Source organism: Streptomyces sp. NPDC052225 (assembly GCF_040679615.1).
Taxonomy (GTDB): Bacteria; Actinomycetota; Actinomycetes; order Streptomycetales; family Streptomycetaceae; genus Streptomyces.
This window is the reverse complement of sequence record NZ_JBFAVD010000003.1, coordinates 290,099-307,282: the sequence shown is the minus strand read 5'-3', so window position 1 is coordinate 307,282 and position 17,184 is coordinate 290,099. Positions and strand designations below refer to the sequence as shown.

Below are 17,184 nucleotides of genomic sequence, written 5' to 3'. Positions count from 1 at the left end.
TGTGCGTGATCACAGACAGATACCGGGCCGGGCTGCGCGTGGGGGCGGCCTCGCTCGCCCTGGCGCTGCCCACGGCCTGCCTCGTCCTGGCGGCCCCGGCCGCCGAGGCCGCCGTGACCTGCGGCGACACCACGTTCAAGCGGACGTTCTACTCGAACACGTCGTTCTCCGGTACGCCGAAGAAGACGGACTGCGACACCACGATCGACCAGTCCTGGACGGGCGCGCCGTTCTCGGGGATGCCGAAGAACTCCTTCGGGGTGCGCTGGTCGCTGACCCGCGATTTCGGTTCGGGCGGCTGTTTCACGTACCGCCTCTCGGGCACGGACGGCCTGCGGCTTTACGTGGACGGGGTGCGCAAGGTCAGCAAGTGGACGAACACCGGGGACGCGGGCAACAGCGTGCCCGGCACGTTCTGCATCGGCTCCGGTACGCACACCGTGCGCGTCGACCATGTGAACTGGACGGGCCTGTCGCGGGTGAAGTTCACATGGCCCGCGTCGTCGGACAGCAGGGCGCCGCTCGCGCCGGCCGGCATCACCACGACGTACGACGCGGCGACGGGGAAGGCGAGCGCGGCCTGGAAGAAGAACCGGGAGCTGGACATCGCCCACTACCGGGTGCGTGTCGAGACGCCGGAGGGCGGGGTGACGAGCTGGACGACGACCGGCACCTCGGCCTCGTACACGCCGCCGAAGGACGGCCGGAAGTACCGGTTCTGCGTGCAGGCCGTCGACCAGTGGACGAACTACGGCGCGACCGCCTGCGGCCCGTACGTGACGACCCCCGACAAGACGGCCCCGGCCGTCCCCGCCGTGCGCGCCTCGGACGTGTCGGTGTCGGTGACCACCGGCTACGAGGGGTCCGACGGGACGCCGATCCCGCGGGTCAACGTGTGGCTGGGGCAGGTGCGGCCGTCCGACGGGCCGGTGTTCACGCTGTGGCGGGCGACCGCCGCGGCGGGCCCGTTCACGAAGGTCGCTTCCCTGGACCTGCGCCAGACGCCTGATGAGCAGTACCTGTACGACGAGTCGGCCGCCGAGAAGCAGACCTACTACTACGCGGCGACGGCCGGCGACGCCGCCGGGAACACCTCGGCGCGCACCGCGCCGGTCGCGGTGACGACGCCGGACGTCGCGACGCCGGGCGCCGTGGCGGGGCTCGCGGCGAAGGCCGACACCAACGCGGTCACGCTGTCCTGGAGCGCGCCGGCGGACGACGCGGAGCGCTGGCAGGTGTACGGCTCGGACGGCGGCGCGGAGCCCGCGCTCCTGGGGACGGCGGCGGCCGCCTCGTACCGCGACACGACGGCGAAGCCGGGCGTCACCCGCACGTACACGGTGTACGCGCTCGACGCGGCCGGGCACCGGTCGGGCGGGACGAAGATCGGCGCGCGCCGTCAGGTGGCGCCCGCGATGCCCGTCGGGCTGCGCCCGGACGCGGACGGCAGGCCGGTCCTGAACCTGCGCGTGGCGGCGGACAACGACCACAGCGGCGGCTTCCGCGTCTACTCCGGTACGAGTGCCTCCACAGTCCGTACGAACCTGCGGGCGTGCGCGCCCCAGGAGGTGTTCCGCACCGAGCTGTACGTCGACTACCAGTGCACGCTGACCGACTTCGGCGGTTCGACGGACCGGTACGTGACCGCGTTCGCGGTGGCCGGGAACGGGGTCCTGTCGACCGACTTCAAGGCCGTCCCGTACCAGGACACCGCCGCCCCGGCCGCGCCGGCCGGGTTCACCGCGTCCCCCGGGACGACGGGCACCGCCCTGCGCTGGGAGGCGCCGTCCGCCGCCGACCTGCACGCGTACTGGCTGCGCCTCGGCCGCGCGGAGACGGTCGACGGGGTGCGGACCTGCGCGAGCGGCACCACGGAGGTCCTGGGCGCCGGCGCGACGTCCTTCGAGGACACCGGGAGCCCGGCCGAAGGGGAGCAGCGCTGCTGGGAGCTGCGTGCGGTGGACGGCTCGAACAACTACAGCGAGGCCGTCACCGTCTACGCGCCGCCCCCGGCCGGGTCCGTCGGGTAGAAAACCAGGTTGTACCCCCGTGGGATACTGGCCGGACCTGTCAATCCAGCCCCGACCAGAACGGCAGCCCATACCCATGGCCCCGGTCACGTCCATCACCGCCAGCGTCAACCAGCGTCTCTCCGATGCCCTCGTCGCCGCCCTCCCCGAGGCCGGTACGGGCGCGGATCCGCTGCTGCGACGTAGCGACCGGGCCGACTACCAGGCCAACGGGATCCTGGCGCTCGCCAAGAAGGCCAAGGCGAACCCGCGGGAGCTCGCCACCGAGGTCGTCGCGAAGATCGAGAACGGTGACCTGCTCGCCGACGTCGAGGTCTCGGGCCCCGGCTTCCTGAACGTGACGGTCACCGACAAGGCGATCACCGAGACGCTCGCCGCCCGCGCCGCGGACGGCGAGCGGCTCGGCGTGCCCACGAAGGACGAGCCGGGCGTCACGGTCGTCGACTACGCGCAGCCGAACGTGGCGAAGGAGATGCACGTCGGCCACCTGCGCTCCGCCGTCATCGGCGACGCGCTGCGCGGCATGCTCGACTTCACCGGCGAGCAGACCATCGGCCGCCACCACATCGGCGACTGGGGCACCCAGTTCGGCATGCTCATCCAGTACCTGATCGAGAACCCCGACGCCCTGGCCCCGGCCGAGGATGTCGACGGTGAGCAGGCCATGAGCAACCTGAACCGGGTGTACAAGGCGTCGCGTGCCGTCTTCGACGCGGACGAGGACTTCAAGGAGCGGGCCCGCAAGCGGGTCGTGGCGCTCCAGTCCGGCGACAAGGAGACCCTCGACCTGTGGCAGCGGTTCGTCGACGAGTCGAAGGTCTACTTCTACTCGGTCTTCGAGAAGCTCGACATGGAGATCCGTGACGAGGAGATCGTCGGCGAGTCCGCGTACAACGACGGCATGCCGGAGACCGCCCGCCTCCTGGAGGAGATGGGCGTCGCCGTCCGCTCCGAGGGCGCGCTCGTCGTCTTCTTCGACGACATCAAGGGCAAGGACGACCAGCCGGTCCCGCTGATCGTGCAGAAGGCCGACGGCGGCTTCGGCTACGCGGCCTCCGACCTGACGGCGATCCGCAACCGGGTCCAGGACCTGCACGCGACGACGCTCCTGTACGTCGTGGACGTGCGCCAGTCGCTGCACTTCAAGATGGTCTTCGAGACGGCCCGCCGCGCGGGCTGGCTGAACGACGACGTGACCGCGCACAACATGGGGTACGGCACGGTCCTCGGCGCGGACGGCAAGCCGTTCAAGACGCGTGAGGGCGAGACGGTGAAGCTGGAGGACCTCCTCGACGAGGCTGTCGAGCGGGCCACGGCCGTCGTGCGCGAGAAGGCCGAGAAGGTGGGCCTGACCGAGGAGGAGATCCTCGAGAACGGCCGGTTCGTGGGCATCGGCGCCGTGAAGTACGCGGACCTGTCGACGTCGCCGAGCCGCGACTACAAGTTCGACCTGGACCAGATGGTGTCGCTGAACGGCGACACGTCGGTCTACCTCCAGTACGCGTACGCGCGGAACCGGTCGATCCTGCGCAAGGCGGGCGGGACGAAGCCCGCCGCGCACCCGGAGCTCGAACTCGCCCCGGCGGAGCGGGCGTTGGGCCTGCACCTGGACGCGTTCGGCGACACGGTCTTCGAGGCTGCCGCCGAGTACGCGCCGCACAAGCTGGCCGCGTACCTCTACCAGCTGGCGTCGCTGTTCACGACGTTCTTCGACCAGTGCCCGGTGATCAAGCCGCGCCCGGCGCAGGAGATCGTCGAGAACCGTCTGTTCCTCTGCGACCTGACGGCCCGGACGCTCCACCAGGGCATGGCCCTGCTGGGCATCCGGACCCCCGAGAAGCTCTAGGGTCTAGCCGTTCAGGGCGCGCCCCAGGCGCGCGAGCCCTTCCGTGATCTCCTCCGGCGTCTGTGTGACGAAGCAGAGCCGGAGGGTCGCGGGGTCGGGGTCCGTCGCGTAGAACGGGGCGCCCGGGACGTACGCGACCTCTTCCTCGACCGCCTTGCTCAGCAGGGCGGTCGAGTCGTGTCCGGCGCCGTGCGGGAGCGTCGCCCACAGGAACATGCCGCCCTCGGGGCGGGTCCAGGTGGAGCCCTCGGGGAGGGCGGCGGGGAGCGCGGCGAGCATCGCGTCGCGGCGTTCTGCGTAGACGGCGGCGACCTTCGTGACGTGCGCGTCGAGGTCGTACGTGGACAGGTAGCGGGCCGCGGCGAGCTGGTTGACGGTCGGGGTGTGCAGGTCGGCGGCCTGCTTGGCGACGACACAGGCGCGGCGCAGCTCCTGCGGCACGCGCAGCCAGCCCAGACGCAGGCCGGGCGCCATCACCTTGGAGAACGAGCCGAGCAGAACGGTGCGGTCGCGGGCGCCCTCGTACGTGGCGATCCACGGCACCCGCCCGCCCTCGAAGCGGAGTTCACCGTACGGGTCGTCCTCGACGATCCACAGACCGCGGCGGGCCGCGACCCGGGCGACGGCGGCGCGGCGCTCGGCGGGCAGGGTCCGGCCGGTCGGGTTCTGGAACGTGGGGACGGTGTAGAGCAGCTTGGGGCGGTGTTCGGCGACGAGCGCGTCGAGGGCGTCCGGGTCGATGCCGTCGTCGTCGCAGGGGACGCCGACGACGCGGGCGCCGGCGAGACCGAAGGCCTGAAGTGCCGCCAGATAACAGGGGTTCTCGACGAGGACCGTGTCGCCGGGGGCGAGCAGGGCCGTCGCGAGGAGGGACAGCGCCTGCTGGGAGCCGGTGGTGATCAGGAGGTCGTCGGCGCCGGTGGGCAGGGCGCGCGCGGTGGTCCGGGCGGCGAGCGCCTCGCGCAGGGCGGGTTCGCCCTCGGTGGTGGAGTACTGGAGGGCGCGTTCCGGCTCGGTGGCCAGGACCTCGGCGAAGGCGGCCGCGATGCCTTCGGTGTCGAAGAGTTCGGGGGCCGGCAGGCCGCCGGCGAAGTTGATGACCTCGGGCCGGGCGGTGACGGCGAGGATGGCGCGGATCGGCGAGCCGCCGGTGCCGGCGACGCGGGCGGCGAGCGCCGGGGGCGGCGTGGTCGCTGATGCGGGCGCTGCGGTCGCTGTGGTGGTGGGCGTGGTGGGCGTGGTTGGCGTGGTGGTCATGGGCGGCGGCTCCTTGTCTGCGGGATCGTTCCGGACCCTATGGAGACACGTGCACGCCGCACGGAGTTTTCCGGGATGCGGACAGGGCTGGACCGGGCTAGGGCTGTTCGTCGCGTTTGATCCACTCGCCGCCGCCCAGCGGGTAGTCGTAGCCGGGGCGTCCCGCGTTCGCGCTCGTACGGAACGGGGTGCCGGAGTTGTCGACGCGTACGGTGCCGTGGCGCGAGCCGCTCGACCAGTCCAGGGTCAGTTCCCAGCGGACGTCGTGGGCCGTGGTGTGCGCGGTGACGTAGAAGACCTCGGGGTCGGACTCGCTGACCTTGTACGGGAAGTCGCGCTGGCCGTTCTTGACGGAGACGGTGGGGCTGCCGTTGTCGAGGTCGACGTCGAAGGACTTGGTCTCGACGTTGCCGCCGCAGCCGACGCCCATCGCGTAGTCGTTCCAGGCGAGCGGCGCGGACTTGGCCGTGACGCGCACGTGCAGGTCCTCCAGGACCACGGTGTCCTTGCCGGAGCCCTGCACGGTGAGCGCGATCCGCTGTTCCCCTCCGGAGACGGCTCCGTAGGCGCCGGCCCAGCGCACGGCGTCCTGCTCGCCGGCGGGCGGGCCGACCTGTTCCGGTGCGCTGTCGACGAGGAAGTGCTGACTGCACGGGCTGTCGTAGACGTACGGGCGGGTGGCGACGTTCAGGGGGACGGTCGCGTCGTCGTCGGGTGTGCCGGGGTGGGTGGACGCGGATGTTTTCCCGGACGCGCTCGTACGCGGGCTCGCCGAGGGCTTGCTCCTGGCGGACGGGGACGTGGATGTGGACGGTGGCGTCGTGGGGCTGTGGTTCCCGGTCGCCTCGGCGGTGGAGCCTGCCGCCTGCTGACGGTCGGCCGAGCCGTCGCGGCCGTCACCGGAGGTCAGGTTCACGGCGAGGGTGACGGCGCCGAGTACGGCGGCGACGGCCACGGCGGCGATGAGTGCGGTGCGGCGGCGGGGAGCGGGAGTGGGGGCGGGTGTGGGGCGCGGGTCGATCTCGGCTGCCTCGATCACCTCGGGTGCCTCGGGTGCCTTGGGTGCCTTGGGTGCCTTGGGTGCCTCGGGTGCCTCGGGTGCCTCGGGTGCCTCGGGTGCCTCAGGTGCCTCAGGCGTGGTTGCCGGCTCGCTCTTACGGCCTCGCGCCGCGTCCGCCAGGATCCAACGGCGGTGCAGCTCGACCAGTTCGTCGGGCGTCGCCTTGCAGACCCGGGCGAGGCGTTCCACCGGCGCGTACTCGGTCGGTACCGCCGTGCCGTTGCAGTAGCGGTGCAGCGTCGACGTGCTCATGTGCAGCCGCTTGGCGAGGGTCCCGTAGCTGAGTCCCGAGCGGTCCTTCAGCTCCCGCAGCAGCTCCGCGAAATCCCCTGACACCCGTTCCTCCATGCCCCCGTGTCCCATCCACCCGTTCCAGGGGACGGTCATTTCCCCAGGTCAGAGCCCGTTTCAGCGTTCCAGTGTCCCCAACTGCCCGGCAGCCGTGGCCGTTGGGACGGATCACCCCACAAGCTCCAGTCATCCAAGCACCACACCGACTCCGACTCCCAAGGGGCTCACCACATGTCCGGCATCCGGAACTCCCGCACCCGCCTTCTGACCGCCGCCGCGTCCGTCGCACTCGCCGCGTTCGCGCTGACCGCGTGCAACGACGGAACGGGCGTCGACGACGAGGGCGCGCCGGCCCCGTCGGCCTCCGCGCCCTCGTCCCCGTCCGCGCCCTCGTCCCCGTCCGCGCCCTCGTCGGGTGCGCCGGCCGCGACCCCGTCGAAGCCGGCCGCCCACTCCCCCGCCACCAAGGCGCCCTCGGCGACGAAGACCCCCGCTCCCGCTTCCGCCAAGCCCGTCACCTGCACGGGCTCCAACACCAAGACGGTCGCGGCTCCCCTCACCCGCCCCGTCAACCACATGCTGCTCACCGTCACCAACACCGGCGGCAAGCCCTGCTACCTGTACGGCTACCCGGCCGTCCGCTTCGGCGAGGCCCAGTCCGTGCCGCCGGTCATCGCGGACTCCCACCCGCAGGCCGTCGTCACGCTCAACCCCGGTGAGGCCGGTTACGCCGCGATCCTGCTGTCGGCCGCCGACGGCAGCGGCGGCCACGGCCACACCGAGAAGAGCCTGGAGATCATGTTCCAGGGCCGCGCCGGCGACTCGTACGTCGGCAGCGCCCACCCCGCGCTGCCCGCCCAGGGCGCCTACATCGACGACTCGATCCAGGTGACGTACTGGCAGCAGGACATGGACACGGCGATCAACTGGTGACGCCGGCACCGTGAAAGGCTGCGGCTCATGGTGCCGTACGTCGACGAACTCGCCGCCCGCGCCCGCTCCCTCGCCCGTGCCGACGGCGCCGCACGCCCGGTCATCGGCATCGCGGGGCCGCCGGGCGCGGGCAAGTCCACGCTCGCGGAGGCGGTGGTCGCCGCCCTGGACGGCCTGGCCGCGCTCGTCCCCATGGACGGCTTCCATCTCGCCGACGCCGAACTGCGGCGGCTGGGGCGGACGGACCGGAAGGGGGCGCCCGACACGTTCGACGCCTACGGGTACGGCGCCCTGCTCGCGCGGGTGCGGGCGCCTCGTCCGGGCGAGACGGTCTATGCGCCTTGTTTTGAGCGGGAGTTGGAGCAGCCGGTGGCGGGGGCGTTGCCGGTGTCCGCTGGTGTCTCTGTGGTCATCACCGAGGGGAATTACCTTCTTCTCGATGAAGAGCCCTGGTCCAGCGTCGTGCGGCCGCAGTTGGACGAGGTGTGGTGGGTCGCCGTGGATGACGCCGTGCGGATCGAGCGGTTGATCGCTCGGCATGTGCGGTTCGGCAAGTCCCCGTCGGCCGCGCGTGCCTGGGTGCTCCGGTCCGACGAGGCGAACGCCCGGCAGGTGGCCTCGGGGCGGGAGCGCGCCGACTTGGTCGTGGATGTGGACTGATCACTTCGCGCACCGCGCCCGAGCGGAACGCTCATGGTTCGCCGTCGGTCGGTGGGTGGGGGCGGGGCCGTGTCGGGGTGCCTCCTCGGCCGGATTGGTCGCCTCGTCTCCGGACGACCAATGTCGGTTCGGGTGCGCTGAGTGCCTGCGGAGTCCTGCGGGGGCACCCCGACACGTCCCCTCCCGTTGAGTTGCGACCGCGGGTGCGTCGTCGTGTCAGTGGAGGGCCCTCTTGAGGACCTTGCCGGAAGCGTTGCGGGGGAGGGCGTCCACGAAGGTGACCTCCCTCGGGACCTTGTAGTTGGCCATCTCCCGGCGGGACCAGGCGATCAGGTCGTCGGCCGTTGTCGTGGCTCCGGGGCGGCGGACCACGTATGCCTTGCCCACTTCTCCTAGGCGGGCGTCCGGGACGCCTACTACCGCGACGTCGGCCACGTCGGGGTGGAGGCCGATGAGTTGTTCTATCTCCGCGGGGTAGGCGTTGAAGCCGCCGACTATGTACATGTCCTTGATGCGGTCGGTGATGCGGAGGTTGTCGTTGGCGTCCAGGATGCCTACGTCGCCGGTGTGCAGCCAGCCGTCTGTTGTGATGGCTTCGGCGGTGGCGGTCGGGTCCTCGAAGTAGCCGTGCATGACGTTGAAGCCTCGGACCAGTACCTCGCCCGGTTCGCCCGCTGGGGCGTCGACTCGGACTTCGGTGCCGGGGATCGCGCGGCCCGACGTGGCGGCGATGGTCTCGGGGGCGTCGTCGCGGCGGCACATGGTGACGATGCCGCTGGCCTCGGTGAGGCCGTATGCGGTGAGGACGGTGGCGACGTGGAGTTCGCCGCGCAGCCGCTCCACCAGGCGGAGTGGTACGACGGCGGCGCCGGTCACGACGACGCGCAGCGCCGACAGGTCGTGGGCGTCGCGGTTCGGGTGGTCGAGCAGGGACTGGTGGAGGGTGGGCGGGCCGGGGAGGACGGAGATGCGTTCGGCGGCGATGTTGGCGAGGGCCGTGTCCACGTTGAAGACGGGCTGCGGGACCATCGTCACGCCGCGCATCAGGCAGGCGATGATCCCGGCCTTGTAGCCGAAGGTGTGGAAGAACGGGTTGACGATCAGATAGCGGTCGCCTTCGCGAAGGCCGGCCAGGTCCGCCCAGATCTCGTAGCCGCGCAGTGTCTGTGTGTGGGTGATGACCGCGCCTTTGGGCCTGCCCGTGGTGCCCGACGTGAAGATGATGTCCGACGGTGAGGACGGTGCCATCTGGGCCGCGCGCTCGTGTACTTCATCGGATGTGACCTTGTCGCCGGACGCCAGGAACTCCTTCCATGTGCGGAAGCCCGGGGTGTCGGGTGCGGTGTCGGCCAGCACCACCACCTGTTCCAGGTGCGGGAGTTGGGCTCCTGCTTCTTGGGCGCGGCGCAGTGACGCCACGTAGCTCGTGCCGAGGAAGGTGCCTGTGACGAAGAGGAGGCGCGCTCGGGAGCGGGAGAGTATGTCGGCTGCCTCCGCGCCTTTGAAACGGGTGTTGAGGGGGACGAGGACCGCGCCCGCGCTGACCGCTCCGAGCGCCGAGACGATCCAGTCCAGGCTGTTCGGCGCCCAGACGGCTATGCGGTCGCCCGCCTCGATGCCGTTGGCGATGCAGGCGGCTGCCGCGCGTTCTATCCGGTCGCCGAGTTCCGCGTACGTGATGCGGGTGCGGCCGTCGACGACTGCTTCACGGTCCGCGTGCCGTTCCACCGCGTCCCGTATCAGCCCCGGGATGGTTCCCCATGTCTCCGCGTTCATCGAAAGACCTCCCACAACGCCGTAGCTGACTATCCGTCAGATTAGCTGTAGCCTGACGCGCTGTCAGCCAGTGGATCCAGGTGCGCAGGTGGGGGTGCCCATGACGGGACTCAAGGACGCGACGGCGATCGTCGGCATAGGGCAGACCGCCTTTGCCAAGCAATTGGGGGAGTCCGAGAAGGCATTGGCCTGTCGGGCCGTTCTCGCGGCGCTGGACGACGCGGGCATCGAACCGTCCGAGGTGGACGGGTTCGCCTCGTACACGATGGAGGAGACCGACGAGGTCGAGGTCGCCAAGTCGATCGGGGCGGGGGACGTCACCTTCTTCTCCAAAGCCGGTTACGGCGGGGGCGGTTCATGTGCGACCGTCGCGCATCTGGCGTCCGCTGTCGCTACCGGGCAGGCGAGTGTGGGCGTCGCCTGGAGGTCGCGGAAGCGGGGCAGCGGGCCCCGGCCGTGGAAGAACACCGCCGTTCAACTGCCCACCCCCGCACAGTGGACCCGGCCGTTCGGGCTGCTGCGGCCCGCCGACGAGATCGGCATGCTGGCCCGGCGTTACATGCACGAGTACGGCGCCACCCGCGACCACCTCTTCAACGTCGCCCTCGCCTGCCGCAACCGCGCCAACCAGAACCCGGCCGCCATGATGTACGAGCGCCCCCTCACCCGGGACATGTACATGAACTCCCGGTGGATCAGCGAGCCGCTGTGTCTGTTCGACAACTGCCTTGAGACCGACGGGGCGTTGGCGTGCGTCGTGGTCTCCGCCGAGCGCGCCCGGGACTGCCGTCAGCGGCCCGTCTACATCCACTCCGCCGCGCAGGGGCTGCCCGCCCAGCACCACGGCATGGTCAACTACTGGAACGACGACCCGCTCACCGGGCCCGCCTGGACCGCCGCCCGGCACCTGTGGAAGCACTCCGACCTCCAGCCGGAGGACGTGGACGTCGCCCAGATCTACGACGCCTTCACCCCGCTCATCCCGCTCTCGCTGGAGGGTTACGGGTTCTGCGGGCGCGGCGAGGGCGGCGCCTTCACCGAGGGCGGCGCCCTGGAGATCGGCGGGCGCCTCCCCATCAACACGGGCGGTGGCGGCCTCTCGGAGGCCTACGTCCACGGCTTCAACCTCATCAACGAGGGCGTCAAGCAGCTGCGGGGCACCAGCACCGCGCAGGTTCCGGACGCCCGGACGTGCCTGGTGACGGCTGGGGAGGGTGTCCCGACATCGGCCGTCCTCCTGCGAACGGCCTGAGGAGCGCCCCGCAAGGGGCGCGGGGAACTGCGCGAGCAACCACACACCACCTGCACTGGCAAGGGGACAGCAACATGGCAGACGAGAAGACCGCACCCCTCCTCACCCCCGTACCGGACGACGACGGCGCCCCCTTCTGGGACTACGCCGCCCGAGGCGAACTCCGCATCCAGGCCTGCGCCGCCCCGGGCTGCGGAGAACTCCGGTTCCCGCCCCGCCCCTGCTGCCCGCACTGCCAGTCCTTCGACTCCACCTGGCGGAGGATGAGCGGCAAGGGAAGGATCTGGTCCTACGTCGTCCCGCACCCGCCCCTGCTCCCGGCGTACGCCGCACTCGCCCCGTACAACGCGATCATCGTCGAACTCGCGGAAGCGCCCCGGATCCGGCTCGTCGGCAACCTCGTCACCTCCGCCGACGCCCCGCTCGACTCCGCCGACCCCGCCCGGATCCGGATCGGCGCCCGCGTGCAGGCCGTCTTCACCGAGACCGGCGGCGTCACCGTGCCCCGCTGGGTCCTGGAGCGGCCGTGACGCTGCGCGCCGAGACCGACAAGGAGACCGGTGTGGCCGTCGTCACCCTCGACCGCCCGCACCGTCACAACGCCCTCGACCGCGCCACGATCGATGAACTGACGGGTGTGTGGCGCAAGTTGCGGGGCGACGACGCCGTACGCGCCGTCGTTCTCACCGGCGCCGGTGACCGGGCCTTCTGCACCGGGGTCGACCGCGACATCGACGCCCCGCAGCCGTCGTCCCCGTACTCCATGGACGATCCGCTGCTCACGGTCGGCCCGAAGGCCAACGACCTGTGGAAACCGGTGATCGCCGCGGTCAACGGGATGGCGTGCGGCGGCGCCTTCTACCTGATCGGCGAGGCGGACTTCACGATCGCCGACGAGACGGCCACCTTCTTCGACCCGCACACCACGTACGGCATGGTCAGCGCGTACGAGACCGGGTACCTGGCGCAGCGCATGCCGCCCGGCGAAGTGACCCGGCTCGCGCTCATGGGCACGGCGGAGCGGCTGTCCGCGCGGCGCGCGTACGAGATCGGCCTGGTGTCGGAACTCACCCCGGCGGGCGGGGTGTTGGAGGCTGCCGTGCGCTGCGCCGTCACCATCGCCGGGTATCCGACGGCCGCGGTGCAGGGCACGGTGCGCGCGGCGTGGGCGGCGACCGAAGCGGCCCGCGCCCACGCCTTCGCCCAGGCCCCGCACCTGATCGCGCTCGGCAACCTGCCGGACGAGGAGCAGGCCGAGCTGTTCAAGTCCCGTACGGCGGGGGGTTGTCGGGTGCGGTGAGGGTGCGCCGTCAGCGTTCCACGCTGCCGGTCGGGTCCACCACGCAGCGGTCGATCTCCCCGACGAGCCCTTCCCCGTCGACCTTCAGCCGGGCGGTCGTCCTCCCCTTGCCCTTCACCTTGACGTCGTCGACCTTGTCGGTGACGCGAATGCCCTTGGCGTCCATGAAGTCGACCGAGACCAGGAAGGATTCGGTGCTCCGGTTCGGGTTGCTGACTTCCACGGTCGCGTACGGGGCCGAGGGCGACGCGCACTTCACCAGCTTCACGGTGGCGTCCCGCAGGGATGCGCTGCCGCCGCTTGCCGAGGAGGAGGGAGTCGAGCGGTAGCGGGGCGTGCGGCCGGAGCTGCCCGATGTGCCGGAGCTGCCATAGCTGTCGTCGTAGCCGTTGTCGTAGTCGTCGTCATGGGCTGAACTCCCGCCGGACGTCGAGGAGTTGGAGTTCGAAGAGCCCCCGTGGTTCTGCGAGGAGCTGCTGCACCCTCCCCCGCCGCTCCCGCTCGACTTGTGCCCGCCGCGTCCGCCGTGGCCCCGGCCCGTCGTGAACCCGGTCAGCGCCAGAGCCACCAGGGTCGCGAGAGCCGTGAGCTTGATTCCCCGTTTCATCACGCCGGGCACCCTATCGGCTGGTCCCCGTCCCCTTCTCCGCGTCCAGCGCGTACACGCAACGGTCCTTGCTGCACGCGTACACGACCCCGGCCGTCACCACGGGTGTGCCCGTGATCTCGCCGCCGGTGGCCAGCTTCCAGCGCAGGCGGCCGTCGTCCGCCTTCAGCGTGTAGAGGAGGTGGTCGGAGGAACCGAAGTGGATACGGCCGTCGGCGACCACGGGGGAACCGACGATCTCCCCGCCCGCCTGGAAGCGCCACTTCGGCGTGCCCGTCACCGCGTCCAGCGTGTAGAGGCCCTGGCCGCTGCCCACGTGGACGTGGCCGTGGGAGACGAGGACAGGGTCGACCGACGTGGGCCGCGACTCGGTCGCGATGCGCCAGCGGTCGCGGCCGTCCGTCGCGTCGAGGGCGTACACCGTGCCGAGGTGGTCGACGAGGTAGACGCCGCCGCCCGTGACGGCCGGGCCCGGCGCGTACGCGGGCGGGCACAGGAACACGGCCGGTGCCTCGAAGTGCCAGCGCACGTGCCCGGAGGCGACGTCGATCGCGAGGACCCGGGTGCCCGCGGAGACGTACACGTAGCCGTCGGGCGCGGGGGTGAGGCGGACCGGGACGCCGCCGCAGGACGCCGCGTCGCCGATGGGGTACGACCAGCGCTCCTCACCCGTACGGGCCTCCAGGGCGCGCAGCCGGGCGTCCTGCCACACGTACACCGTGCCGTCGTGGACGACGGGGCCCGCCTCGGGGGCCTCGAAGTCGGTCTGGCAGCCGGTGATCTCCCACAGCAGTTCGCCGCTGACGGCCTCGCGGGCCTGGACGCCGCCGCCCCGGGTGCCGGTGACGACGGTGCCGCGGTCGGCCTGGAGCGCGTACACCCAGGCGTCGGTCTGGATCCGCCACAGGTCGGAGCCCTCGCGGGCGTCGAGCGCCCACAGGGTCGGGCCGTCGGAGGCATGGATGCGGCCGTCGGCGACGGCCATGGACCAGGCGACGTCGCGGGTCTTGAAGCGGCGCCTGCCGGTGGCCACGTCGAGCGCGTGGACCTCGAAGGACGTGACGTAGACCAGGTCGCCGGCGACGGTCGGGGTGCCCCATACGTCGTTCGACATGCGGAAACGCCATGGCCGCCAGGCGGAGCCCTCACCGGAGGCGGGGGCCGGGACGACGGGGGCCGTGGGTTCGACGGTGCCGTTGACGGACGGCTTCGCGCGGGACCAGGACGCGGCGAGGCCCGATTCGGCGGGCGGCGCCTTCACGGCGGCGGCGCGCGCGTCGGCGACCCGGGGGCCAGGCCCGATCGGGACCTGCGCCCCGGCCAGGTGGACGGGCCCGTCGGCGGCGACGGACGCCCCCGCGGAGACCGGCTGTCCGCGCCAGCCGTCCGTGGACACGGGGCCCGGCGGCTGCGGCGGCATCGCCGGCATGGGGGCGCCGTGCCCCGGCGTGCGCGGCGCCTGCGCCTTCACCGCGGGGCGGCCTCCCCTGCGCTCCTCGATCAGCGCGACGGACCGCTCGGGCAGCCACGCGGAGGCGGTGCCGCTGTCGTCGCTGCCGGAGCCGAAGAGGTGCGGCGCGAGCTGGGCCTGGAGGTCGGCGGGCGACGGGCGCATCGTCGCCTCCATGTGCATGCACGTCTCGATGAGCGGCCGCAGCTCGTCCGGGAGTCCTTCCAGGTCAGGGCCCTCGCGCAGGAGCATGAAGACGGTCTCGACGGGGTTGGCGCCGTGGAACGGGGCGTGCCCCGTCGCCGCGAAGACGAGCGTCGACCCGAGGGAGAAGACGTCGCTCGCCCCGGTGACGCTGCGGGAGTCCTTCGCCTGCTCCGGCGACATGTACGCGGGCGTGCCCACGGCCACGTTCGTCATGGTCAGGCGGGTGTTGGAGACGCCGGACGCGATACCGAAGTCGATGACGCGCGGTCCGTCCTCGACGACGAGGACGTTCGACGGCTTGAGGTCGCGGTGGACCAGGCCCGCGCCGTGGATCGACTGGAGGGCCTCGGCGACGCCCGCCGCCAGCCAGCGCACCGCCTGGGCCGGCAGCGGCCCGCACTCATTCACTATTTCTTCGAGGGAGGGCGCGGGCACGTACGCGGTGGCCAGCCACGGCACGGCCGCGCGCGGGTCGGCGTCGACGACGGCGGCCGTGTAGAAGCCGGACACCGCCCGGGCCGCCTCGACCTCGCGCGTGAAACGGACCCGGAACAGCTGGTCCTCGGCGAGCTCGGTCCGCACCGTCTTGATCGCCACACGCCGGCCCGAGGCCGAGCGCGCCAGATAGACCAGGCCCATGCCGCCCGCGCCGAGCCGTCCCAGAACCTCGAACGGACCGATCCGCCTCGGATCGTGCTGCGTCAGCTGATCCACCACTTGCCTGCCACCTCCCCGTACGGGCCACCGTACGTACGGCCCCCGTCAGCGTCTCACCACCGCAGCGCTACGGCGGCACGCACCCCGATTCTTCCTGTACGGGGCTCTCGTTGCGAACCCGGGGGCATAACGGGGTGTCTCGGGCAGGTGTTCAGGCGCCGGCCGGCTCCAGGAGGGTGCACAGGCCGAATTCCGCGCCCTGGTCGTCGACGAGGACGGCGCGGCGGCCGTACGGGGTGTCGTGCGGTGCCACCCGGACGTGTCCGCCGAGCCTGACCGCCTCCGCGCAGCAGGCGTCCGGGTCGGTGGCACCGAAGTGGAGCAGGAAGCGGGGCGGGGTGGTGTCGGATGCCACCCGGGCGAGGGTGGGGGCGGGGGCGCCCGGGCCGCGCGGGCGCCAGTGCCTGACGGCGCCGTGGCCCTCCGTGTCGTACCCGTCGTACTCGTCGTACCCGTCGTACCCGAAGACGTTCTCGTAGAAGGGGTCGCTGAGGGGCGGCGTCGGGGTGTGGAGGTCCACGCGGCACAGGGCGCCCGGGGCTCCGGTCCGCTCGAAGCCCTGATGGCTGCCCGCCTGCCAGAGGCCGAAGGCCGCCCCCTCGGGGCCTGTGAGCCGCGCGACCGTGGCGACGGCCCCGTCGGACACGGGTCCCGCGGTGATCAGGCCGCCCGCGGTCACGGCCCGCTCGGCGGTGGCGTAGGTGTCGCGGACGGCCAAGTGCACGGTCCAGGCCGCTTCCCCGGGGGCCACCGCCGCGACGGCCCGGTCCTGGGAGTAGGCCGCCGTGTAGTAGCCGCGCTCGGCTCCGGCGCCCTCGTCGAAGGTCCACCCGAAGAGGTCTCCGTAGAACCGCTTGCCCGCCTCGACGTCGGGCAGCCGGGCGTCGGCCCAGCACGGGGCGCCTTCGGGGAAGGCCGGATCCATGGCGTACATGGCGTCACGCTAGTCACGGCCGCCGCACGCACGCGGCCCGGATTCGAACGTCTGGCCAATTCCGGTCGCTCACGGCGCGTCATTTGACCGGAGGCGGGTGCGGATTCCCGGGGCAGGACCCATTTGCAGTCGGTCAGATCGCGCTCCGATCACCCCTCGGTAAGCTGACGGCATGACAGGACAAGTGCGTACCGTCGACGGCCGCGTGGCCGGACGGCGTGGTCAGGCAACACGTCAGAAGCTGCTCGAATGCCTCGGCGAGATGCTCAGCTCCTCGCCTTATCGGGACGTCAAAGTCATCGATGTGGCACGAAAGGCGGGCACTTCGCCCGCCACCTTCTACCAGTACTTCCCGGACGTCGAGGGCGCCGTCCTGGAGATCGCCGAGCAAATGGCCACCGAGGGCGCGGGGTTGACCGACCTGGTCGCCGACCGCTCGTGGGTCGGCAAGGCCGGCTGGGCGACCGCGCAGGAACTCGTGGACGGATTCCTGGAGTTCTGGCGCAAGAATGACGCGATCCTGCGCGTCGTCGACCTCGGCGCTGCCGAGGGCGACAAGCGGTTCTACAAGATCCGCATGAAGATCCTGAACTCCGTGAACAACTCCCTTGCGGAAGCGGTCAAGGAGCTCCAGGACAAGGGCAAGGTCGACAAGGACGTGAGCCCGGCGGCCGTCGCCGGTTCGCTGGTCGCGATGCTCGCGGCGGTCGCCTCGCACCAGAAGGGCTTCCAGACCTGGGGCGTGAAGCAGGCCGAACTGAAGCCGAATCTCGCCCTGTTGGTGCATCTGGGCGTGACGGGCAAGAAGCCGACGAAGTAGCGGCGGCCTCCAGTAATTTCCGGTCCTGTCGTACGGCGGCGGTT

14 protein-coding genes are annotated in these 17,184 nt (G+C 71.6%); 8 read left to right on the top strand and 6 right to left on the bottom strand.

Features of this window, described 5'->3' with window-relative positions:
- The first annotated feature begins 5 nt into the window (after nucleotides 1-5).
- Nucleotides 6-2,030 carry a PA14 domain-containing protein gene (locus AB0L37_RS07035; protein ID WP_365501175.1) on the top strand — a complete coding sequence of 675 codons (2,025 nt, stop codon included), beginning with the start codon at nucleotides 6-8 and terminating at the stop codon, nucleotides 2,028-2,030.
- A gap of 76 nt (nucleotides 2,031-2,106) precedes the next feature.
- Nucleotides 2,107-3,876 (top strand): arginine--tRNA ligase, encoded by a 1,770-nt coding sequence (gene argS, locus AB0L37_RS07030; RefSeq protein WP_365501173.1) that lies wholly within the window; start codon nucleotides 2,107-2,109, stop codon nucleotides 3,874-3,876.
- 3 nt (nucleotides 3,877-3,879) lie between these two features.
- On the opposite strand, the gene AB0L37_RS07025 is transcribed toward argS, so the two are convergent.
- Both AB0L37_RS07025 and AB0L37_RS07020 read right to left on the bottom strand, forming a co-directional pair.
- On the bottom strand, nucleotides 3,880-5,133 hold the full coding sequence (locus AB0L37_RS07025) for a PLP-dependent aminotransferase family protein (protein ID WP_365501171.1): 1,254 nt from the start codon (nucleotides 5,131-5,133) through the stop codon (nucleotides 3,880-3,882).
- Between the two features lie 97 nt (nucleotides 5,134-5,230).
- Nucleotides 5,231-6,541 (bottom strand): helix-turn-helix transcriptional regulator, encoded by a 1,311-nt coding sequence (locus AB0L37_RS07020; RefSeq protein ID WP_365501169.1) that lies wholly within the window; start codon nucleotides 6,539-6,541, stop codon nucleotides 5,231-5,233.
- Nucleotides 6,542-6,715: 174 nt separating this feature from the next.
- On the opposite strand from AB0L37_RS07020, the gene AB0L37_RS07015 reads away from it, so the two are divergent.
- Together AB0L37_RS07015 and AB0L37_RS07010 are read left to right on the top strand one after the other, a co-directional pair.
- Nucleotides 6,716-7,417 (top strand): DUF4232 domain-containing protein, encoded by a 702-nt coding sequence (locus AB0L37_RS07015; protein ID WP_365501167.1) that lies wholly within the window; start codon nucleotides 6,716-6,718, stop codon nucleotides 7,415-7,417.
- 27 nt (nucleotides 7,418-7,444) lie between these two features.
- Nucleotides 7,445-8,077, top strand: coding sequence for a nucleoside/nucleotide kinase family protein (locus AB0L37_RS07010; RefSeq protein WP_365501165.1), 633 nt, complete (start codon nucleotides 7,445-7,447; stop codon nucleotides 8,075-8,077).
- 216 nt (nucleotides 8,078-8,293) lie between these two features.
- Here the strand turns inward: AB0L37_RS07010 and AB0L37_RS07005 are convergent, their stop codons facing one another.
- Nucleotides 8,294-9,853: a FadD3 family acyl-CoA ligase gene (locus AB0L37_RS07005; protein ID WP_365501163.1), complete on the bottom strand. Its 1,560-nt coding sequence runs from the start codon at nucleotides 9,851-9,853 to the stop codon at nucleotides 8,294-8,296.
- Between the two features lie 100 nt (nucleotides 9,854-9,953).
- On the opposite strand from AB0L37_RS07005, the gene AB0L37_RS07000 reads away from it, so the two are divergent.
- The 3 genes from AB0L37_RS07000 to AB0L37_RS06990 all read left to right on the top strand — a co-directional run bounded on the left by AB0L37_RS07000 (nucleotide 9,954) and on the right by AB0L37_RS06990 (nucleotide 12,405).
- Entirely contained in the window at nucleotides 9,954-11,105 is a 1,152-nt protein-coding gene (locus AB0L37_RS07000; protein WP_365501161.1) for a lipid-transfer protein, read from the top strand.
- A 74-nt stretch (nucleotides 11,106-11,179) separates the two neighbouring features.
- On the top strand, nucleotides 11,180-11,635 hold the full coding sequence (locus AB0L37_RS06995; RefSeq protein ID WP_365501160.1) for an OB-fold domain-containing protein: 456 nt from the start codon (nucleotides 11,180-11,182) through the stop codon (nucleotides 11,633-11,635).
- On the top strand, nucleotides 11,632-12,405 hold the full coding sequence (locus AB0L37_RS06990) for an enoyl-CoA hydratase/isomerase family protein (protein WP_365501158.1): 774 nt from the start codon (nucleotides 11,632-11,634) through the stop codon (nucleotides 12,403-12,405). Before AB0L37_RS06995 ends, AB0L37_RS06990 begins: the two co-directional genes overlap by 4 nt.
- Nucleotides 12,406-12,415: 10 nt before the next feature.
- Here AB0L37_RS06990 and AB0L37_RS06985 read toward each other — a convergent pair whose 3' ends face one another.
- The 3 genes from AB0L37_RS06985 to AB0L37_RS06975 all read right to left on the bottom strand — a co-directional run bounded on the left by AB0L37_RS06985 (nucleotide 12,416) and on the right by AB0L37_RS06975 (nucleotide 16,320).
- A complete protein-coding gene (locus tag AB0L37_RS06985) occupies nucleotides 12,416-13,012 on the bottom strand; it encodes a hypothetical protein (protein ID WP_365501454.1) in 597 nt (198 codons plus the stop codon).
- A gap of 13 nt (nucleotides 13,013-13,025) precedes the next feature.
- Nucleotides 13,026-15,386, bottom strand: coding sequence for a PQQ-binding-like beta-propeller repeat protein (locus tag AB0L37_RS06980; RefSeq protein ID WP_365501156.1), 2,361 nt, complete (start codon nucleotides 15,384-15,386; stop codon nucleotides 13,026-13,028).
- 151 nt (nucleotides 15,387-15,537) lie between these two features.
- Nucleotides 15,538-16,320, bottom strand: coding sequence for a VOC family protein (locus AB0L37_RS06975; RefSeq protein ID WP_365501154.1), 783 nt, complete (start codon nucleotides 16,318-16,320; stop codon nucleotides 15,538-15,540).
- Nucleotides 16,321-16,492: 172 nt separating this feature from the next.
- Here AB0L37_RS06975 and AB0L37_RS06970 point away from each other — a divergent pair, with 172 nt between their 5' ends.
- On the top strand, nucleotides 16,493-17,140 hold the full coding sequence (locus AB0L37_RS06970; RefSeq protein ID WP_365501152.1) for a TetR family transcriptional regulator: 648 nt from the start codon (nucleotides 16,493-16,495) through the stop codon (nucleotides 17,138-17,140).
- Nucleotides 17,141-17,184: the final 44 nt, after the last annotated feature.

Bases quoted from the DNA above. Each gene is read 5' to 3' on its own strand.
- AB0L37_RS07015 (WP_365501167.1), top strand. From the start codon at position 6,716: ATGTCCGGCATCCGGAACTCCCGCACCCGCCTTCTGACCGCCGCCGCG.
- AB0L37_RS07005 (WP_365501163.1), bottom strand. From the start codon at position 9,853: ATGAACGCGGAGACATGGGGAACCATCCCGGGGCTGATACGGGACGCG.
- AB0L37_RS06985 (WP_365501454.1), bottom strand. From the start codon at position 13,012: ATGAAACGGGGAATCAAGCTCACGGCTCTCGCGACCCTGGTGGCTCTG.
- AB0L37_RS06995 (WP_365501160.1), top strand. From the start codon at position 11,180: ATGGCAGACGAGAAGACCGCACCCCTCCTCACCCCCGTACCGGACGAC.
- argS (WP_365501173.1), top strand. From the start codon at position 2,107: ATGGCCCCGGTCACGTCCATCACCGCCAGCGTCAACCAGCGTCTCTCC.
- AB0L37_RS06975 (WP_365501154.1), bottom strand. From the start codon at position 16,320: ATGTACGCCATGGATCCGGCCTTCCCCGAAGGCGCCCCGTGCTGGGCC.
- AB0L37_RS06970 (WP_365501152.1), top strand. From the start codon at position 16,493: ATGACAGGACAAGTGCGTACCGTCGACGGCCGCGTGGCCGGACGGCGT.
- AB0L37_RS07020 (WP_365501169.1), bottom strand. From the start codon at position 6,541: ATGGAGGAACGGGTGTCAGGGGATTTCGCGGAGCTGCTGCGGGAGCTG.
- AB0L37_RS07010 (WP_365501165.1), top strand. From the start codon at position 7,445: ATGGTGCCGTACGTCGACGAACTCGCCGCCCGCGCCCGCTCCCTCGCC.
- AB0L37_RS07025 (WP_365501171.1), bottom strand. From the start codon at position 5,133: ATGACCACCACGCCAACCACGCCCACCACGCCCACCACCACAGCGACC.
- AB0L37_RS07000 (WP_365501161.1), top strand. From the start codon at position 9,954: ATGACGGGACTCAAGGACGCGACGGCGATCGTCGGCATAGGGCAGACC.